At 38.2% G+C, this 557-nt stretch carries 2 rRNA genes; both read left to right on the forward strand.

The features are described from left to right. A 16S ribosomal RNA gene (locus CLHOM_RS14160) occupies positions 1-60 on the forward strand; the annotation flags it as partial. A gap of 358 nt (positions 61-418) precedes the next feature. Next, a 23S ribosomal RNA gene (locus CLHOM_RS14165) occupies positions 419-557 on the forward strand; the annotation flags it as partial.

The following is a 557-nucleotide window of genomic DNA, read 5'->3' on the forward strand; positions in this document are numbered from 1 at the left end:
ATTGGGGTGAAGTCGTAACAAGGTAGCCGTAGGAGAACCTGCGGCTGGATCACCTCCTTTCTAGGGAGAAATGAAAGCATCACAGCTTTCATAGACTGGTTCTTAATTCTGTTTAATTTTGAGAGACCATAAGGTCAATTGACAATTAAAAGTCTTTCAAAACTATATTTGCGGTTTAAATTGATAATTAAAAAGATAATTTAATCATAAATTGTCCATTATCAATTGTGAATTGTCAACTATAGAAAGTTGTTCTTTGAAAATTGCACAGTGAATATAAGAAAAAACAAGTTTTGCATAGGCAAAATACTATTCATTAGTAACTCTAAATGAATTACTAAATGAAGCTCACTCAGCAGAGCTGAGGAGTGCTGACTTGTAAGCAAAATCGAAGATTTTGACAAGTCATGCATCTAACGATCAAGTTAGAAAGGGCGCACGGTGAATGCCTTGGCACTAGGAGCCGATGAAGGACGTGATAAGCTGCGATAAGCTGCGGGTAGGCGCAAATAGCCTGTGATCCGCAGATTTCCGAATGGGGAAACCCATCTAGCTAA

Origin of the sequence: Clostridium homopropionicum DSM 5847 (genome assembly GCF_001263795.1) — a bacterium.
GTDB classification, from domain to species: Bacteria; Bacillota; Clostridia; order Clostridiales; family Clostridiaceae; genus Clostridium_H; species Clostridium_H homopropionicum.